5 protein-coding genes and 1 tRNA gene are annotated in these 5,413 nt (G+C 39.3%); 3 read left to right on the top strand and 3 right to left on the bottom strand.

Annotated features, from left to right (window positions below; all coding sequences use genetic code 11):
* Positions 1-208: 208 nt before the first annotated feature.
* Both VIM94_RS04535 and rbfA read right to left on the bottom strand, forming a co-directional pair.
* The gene (locus tag VIM94_RS04535) at positions 209-1,417 is read right to left on the bottom strand and encodes an ABC transporter permease (protein ID WP_332038098.1); all 1,209 of its coding nucleotides are present in this window, start codon (positions 1,415-1,417) and stop codon (positions 209-211) included.
* A gap of 1 nt (position 1,418) precedes the next feature.
* On the bottom strand, positions 1,419-1,811 hold the full coding sequence (gene rbfA / locus VIM94_RS04530) for a 30S ribosome-binding factor RbfA (RefSeq protein ID WP_332038099.1): 393 nt from the start codon (positions 1,809-1,811) through the stop codon (positions 1,419-1,421).
* 153 nt (positions 1,812-1,964) lie between these two features.
* Here rbfA and mce point away from each other — a divergent pair, with 153 nt between their 5' ends.
* Together mce and VIM94_RS04520 are read left to right on the top strand one after the other, a co-directional pair.
* Positions 1,965-2,393, top strand: coding sequence for a methylmalonyl-CoA epimerase (gene mce / locus VIM94_RS04525; RefSeq protein ID WP_332038097.1), 429 nt, complete (start codon positions 1,965-1,967; stop codon positions 2,391-2,393).
* A gap of 86 nt (positions 2,394-2,479) precedes the next feature.
* Positions 2,480-2,553 (top strand) — tRNA-Ile (locus tag VIM94_RS04520).
* A gap of 76 nt (positions 2,554-2,629) precedes the next feature.
* Here the strand turns inward: VIM94_RS04520 and VIM94_RS04515 are convergent.
* Positions 2,630-3,994 carry a hypothetical protein gene (locus tag VIM94_RS04515; RefSeq protein ID WP_332038096.1) on the bottom strand — a complete coding sequence of 455 codons (1,365 nt, stop codon included), beginning with the start codon at positions 3,992-3,994 and terminating at the stop codon, positions 2,630-2,632.
* Positions 3,995-4,933: 939 nt separating this feature from the next.
* Here VIM94_RS04515 and VIM94_RS04510 point away from each other — a divergent pair.
* On the top strand, positions 4,934-5,413 hold a 480-nt coding region (locus VIM94_RS04510), incomplete at its 3' end, for a hypothetical protein (RefSeq protein ID WP_332038095.1).

The raw sequence follows: 5,413 nt of genomic DNA, 5'->3' as shown, positions 1-5,413 counted from the left end.
TTTCGCGGCTTTTGATGAGGTAGAAAAAGAATTTGCCGGCTACCAGTTTGTCTAAGATTCCCTGGGATGTCTCAAATTAAAATCTTTCTCGAATGAGATCCTGAGTCAAGCTCAGGATCACTGTACTTAACATAATTCACCGTCATCCCGGACGTGATCCGGGATCTCATCAATTTAAATTCACCGGGAATTTGAAATTCTTGTAGAATTAAGCGCTCTGCAAAGCTTTCTTACTTCTTCCGGCGGCAATATAGGAAGCCCCAAAGCCTAACACGGCGATAGTAAAGAACACAATAAGTATGTTTTCGAGCTTAATGGCTACCGGATAAGCCAGGCTGGGCGTGATCATTACCAATTCGAATTGCATTTGAAGATAAACGATAATTATTGCGAAAAGCAAGCCTAAAATTCCACCCAAAAGCGTCATAAGCATTCCCTGGGTGAAAAAGATCTGTTTTATTTGGGATGCGCTGGCACCAAGGCTGTAAAGGGTTTTAATGTTCTCCCGCTTGTCCAGGATCACCATAATAATAGAACCTACTACATTAAAAAGCGCGATAATAAGTACCAGGGTAAAGATGAGATAAACCGCGAGGTTTTCGGTATTCAGCATCTTGTAAAGTGTCTCGTTTAACTGCGCCCTGTTTTTCAGGATCACCTTATCTTCAAAAACCGAAGCGATCTCAGAGCTTACCTCTGAGGGACTTACCCCTGGTTTCAATTTAATTTCAACCGCCGAATAGGTATCATCTTCAAGATCTAACAGGTTTTTTGCAAGATTCAGGTTAGTGAAAACATATTTCCCATCCAACTCTTCGTTGATACTGTATATTCCACTGGTGATGACCGATTGTCTGCTGAAAGCCGCATCGGGACTGGCAAGGCTCACCTGGCCTTTTCCGGGTTTTGGGACCCAGAGTTTCAGTAGCGTTTGATAATTAAAGATACTAAGTCCGAGTTTGCGTGAAATCGTATTGCCCACTACTACCTGGGCCTCGCTATCGGTTAACCAGCTTCCGGTCACGAGGGCGCTGTCTATTTGGTTCACCAGGCGATAATTTTTATCGACTCCCTTGATATATGCCCAGTCATTCTTTTGGCGGTATTCCAGGAAAACCCGTTCCTCAATTACTTTGGTGAACATTGCTACCCCTTCAATTGCCGAGAGTCTTTCGGTCTGGGTCTCATCAAAATGAAATGTTTTTCCGCTTTCGGGAAGTACTTTTAGATCGGGATCGAATTCGTTGGAAAACTGAAGGCTGAAATCCTTCAATCCAGCAAATCCGGAGAGTACGATAAATAATGAAAAGGCTCCCGCAAACACCCCAATGGCCGCAATTATCGTGATGATATTTATCGCGTTATTGCTGCTTTTGGTAAAAAGGTAGCGCCTGGCGATGTAGAGCGGAAACTTCAAATTAAGATTTTTTCCTTTTGTCCAATAGATCAGGGTTGGAAATAGGGTTCTCGTCTCCCTTGATAGATTTTTCTATGTTTTCAATATATTCCAGCGAATCGTCTATAAAATAAGAGATCTCCGGCATTTTACGCAATTGGTTTCTGGTGCGCTGCGCCAGCTCGTGCTTTATTTTTGGTTTAACCTCATTGATCTCCTCCAGGATCTCTTCGGCAAATTTTGAGGGAAAAATGCTGAGGTATGCTTTGGCGATAGAAAGATCTGTAGTGACCTTCACCTTGGAAACCGAAATCAAAATTCCCGTTCTTCCCGCTTCCCTGAGGTTATTCTGAAGGATATCTGCCAGATCCTTCTGTAAAACCCCTCCTATTTTCTTTTGTCTGTTTGTTTCCATACTGCAAAAATAGCTAATTAAAAATTCCCGAACTTTGGATTTATGAAAATACCTATTTCCTTTGCTGAAAACAAAAAGAATGGTCATCTCTTCCTGATAATCACCGGGACGGGATAAACAAAATGAAATCATTGAATTATAATTATTGTGCAGATGAAAAAAATTGAACACATAGGCATTGCTGTAAAAGACCTTGAAGCAGCCAATGCCACCTATACAGCCTTGCTAAAAAGCGAGCCTTACAAAACCGAAACCGTAGAGAGCGAAGGGGTGAGTACTTCGTTTTTTAAGACCGGGGAAAGCAAGATAGAACTGCTTGCGGCCACCAATGCCGATAGTCCAGTTGCTAAATTCATAGAAAAACGAGGAGAGGGCATTCATCACATCGCCTTTGCCGTAGACGATATTGAAGCCGAAATCTCCCGCCTTGAAAAGGAAGGATTTCAACTCCTGAATAAAACGCCAAAACCCGGCGCCGACAATAAGCTGGTGGCCTTTTTACACCCCAAAAGCGCCCACGGAGTATTGGTGGAACTTTGTATGGAAAAAAATCAGCCCGAAGAGAAGGAAAAAAGCAAGTAAGGAAATTGCGTTAAGTCTTGCAGAGATTGAAAATATGTACTAATATTGCACTCCTAAAATTCGGGTATTTTAATAATATCGGGATTGGTCCTATAGCTCAGCTGGTTAGAGCACTTGACTCATAATCAAGGGGTCCCTGGTTCGAGCCCAGGTGGGACCACAGAGGAAAACCGTAACACACAGCATTATAGTGAGTTGCGGTTTTTTATTGGCTGGTTTAGCGAACCATTAATCAGTCAATCAGGTTTTTTGTCATTCCACGGTACTAACTCATGGTCAGATACATATTTCGCTGTTGTTCTGTTGGAATATCTTCCTTTATAGCCTAGTGTATATAGTAGGCATAACTCGAGATACCATAATGAAAGATTGTTAGCCTCAGACTTAAACTTTGGTGATGGGTTCGAAAGTTTAGCTCTCTTTTCGTATTCTCCATGTACTATAGCATTACGGAAAAGAACTGTAGCATCTATGGCGTCCTCCTCGTTCTTGTTTTTAGGATTGTTGAGAAAGCTAACTATCTCTTTATATTTTTCCGGAACCTCATTCTTTACTCCTATTCTAGATAATAGCAATCTTATTTTGTTAGCAGCACTTAATCTTATATCTCCCCTAAGTATGCTATCCTTTTCAATCATGTACCAGTTATAAAACAGCTCAAGTGCACTTTGTGAAATGATCATACTAGTGTTTGAGTGGTACCATGGTTTGGTATTAGCCTCGGAGTACCAATTTACAGCGGAGCGAATCATTGTTTTGTGATCATTCTTAGTCCAGAAATCTAACAAGTTTGCGTAAACCACCTCCATTTCTGATAAATCATTCTGACTTAAGAAGTAACGAGGAAAGCATGAAGTTCCTCTCTCGTGATATGGATCAACTCCCGCACTCCTGAAATCAGTCCAAACGGTTTCACCGTCACTTATTCCTGAGAAAAATAAGGCGGATTTCTGAGAACCGTTAAGTAGCTGAATAAAACAGTTCAACACCTCCATATCTTTTTTCATGTCTCTGAGACTTTTTGCAGTCTTAAAGGAGATTTTACCTGAATATGTGATATGATATCCTCCGACGTCTTTTAGGGCCGATATACGTTTTTCGAAATCTGGTAACTTATCAATAGTTATTTCCTGATTAGCTAATTTCAGGAATATCCTACCAGAATATGATTTATCTTTTCCTTCTTTTATGTTTAGGCCATCGAACCGTGACATATTGGGAATCGAGAACTTAACCTCATTTACGGGTATTGTAATATCGCCCGTGAAACAATCTCTTACAAAGATTGCTTTTAGAATATACCGATTGTTCGCGTAGCGCTCCTGGATCGTGAATGCCTTTCCTAACAATACCTTATCTGGAGTTAAAACATCGAAATTGCCTTTATCCCCAAAGAAATTCCATTTATCAGTTACGCCTTCTAATTGCACACCAAGTTGGGGAAACCATTTAAACTTTATATCGCCTGTGATTGAAATTTCCTCTTCTTGGGTTCTTATAAAGAACGTTTCTTCTTTAAGAATATAAATTGACTGGTTCGGGTGTTCAGTTACAATTACGGGAGGAGTGTATTCCGGTATGTCCGAAAAGGGGTCTTCCATGCTTTGTAAGATTAACTATTATGGTTAGTAGGACTTAAAGATAGCAATTCTTATTTTCAGAAACTTCTTTCTTTATACTCTGTTGGGTTAGCATAAAAGACTATATGATTTGCGCTCAAACATTAATAAACATTAGTTTTTGCATAAACACTTTAATAATGGCCACTTATGCTTTTTTTGACCTGAAATCCTATATTTTTCCTTTAAATAAAACTTTGATGTCGCCGGGCCAGAACCTATCCCGATTCTTGTTGGGCTTTTTTATTGGTGGGGGACGATTAAATACTTATGTTTTCTGTTCTTGTTGTTACCCACCGTAATAAATGATAAATCGCTATATTAATTGAAGTTGTATAATATGAATTGAAACAAAGTGTATATAGCTAGTGAAACTCTTATTTTTATCATCGAGACTTTCCTACATTGATAAGGTTTTTCTATTTAAATCTATCATTTTAATCTTAAGAAATGGTTGTTCTCTATAATCCTTAACTTCAAATTCCTTCAGTACTGCATTCAAGCGCTTGAACTGATCAGTAAACTCTGTAGTGGTGTAAAAGCTGTGTAAAGCTCTGAAACACGCTTAGAACAGTTCCAAACCTTCAATTTTTCTCTATGTTATTTTTACTGAAGGAATTCCAACTTCTTTCAGAAAACTTCAAAATCTACCACTTTTGTGGTATTTCACGTTTTGTTTTTGCGCTTTACCTTAGCAGCATTAAAAATGGGAGATTAGTAGGCAGGATCCTCCAGGAAGTTTGGGTAGGGCATAACTTCCGGGAGATATGTTTGGGGCATAAAAGTAAAATTTGGTCTAGCCTGAATTTGTCTACCCATTTAAGGAAAAAACCTTCAGAGAATTTCTGAAGGTTTTTCTATTCAGTAACTTCTGGCAGATTTTCTATATTAGTACCTTTATTCTTTCAAAGCCAGCTAAGAATGCAAAGTGACCTGCAAAAAATCTCTGATCATTGGGCCAGGGCATATTCCTGCAAACTAAACGGCACCGAATCTTTTAAGCTTTCCGAAGAATTCAAAAGACTAATTGCGCTTACCACTCCTGGGAATTCCTATTCCTATATCGTAAATCTTCTGGATATGAGCCTGGAATATTTATCGGATTCCGCTTCGATTTTTATAGGAAAAGCTCTTGAAAATATTCAATTACAGGATTTGATGCAAAATATACTGCCTTCAGAAGTGGAGAAGATCAAACTTAAAAGTCAGGTCATTAGTCAGTTTTATACCCAATTTTTGAATAAGCAGGAGGGATTGGACTATAAGAACATCTTTTCCTATCGTATGCAGGATGCGGCGGGTTGTATTAGAACGATGTTATACCAGGCCATACCTCTTAGCCTTTCAGAAACAGGAACTCCGGCTTATGTTTTATGTATCCAAACCGATGTGTCTCATCTA

The organism is Salegentibacter sp. (genome assembly GCF_036568425.1).
In the GTDB taxonomy this organism is placed as follows: domain Bacteria; phylum Bacteroidota; class Bacteroidia; order Flavobacteriales; family Flavobacteriaceae; genus Salegentibacter.
The sequence above is the reverse complement of the archived record's forward strand: the minus strand, read 5'-3'. Positions and strand labels throughout refer to the sequence as shown.

Bases quoted from the DNA above. Each gene is read 5' to 3' on its own strand.
- mce (WP_332038097.1), top strand. From the start codon at position 1,965: ATGAAAAAAATTGAACACATAGGCATTGCTGTAAAAGACCTTGAAGCA.
- rbfA (WP_332038099.1), bottom strand. From the start codon at position 1,811: ATGGAAACAAACAGACAAAAGAAAATAGGAGGGGTTTTACAGAAGGAT.
- VIM94_RS04515 (WP_332038096.1), bottom strand. From the start codon at position 3,994: ATGGAAGACCCCTTTTCGGACATACCGGAATACACTCCTCCCGTAATT.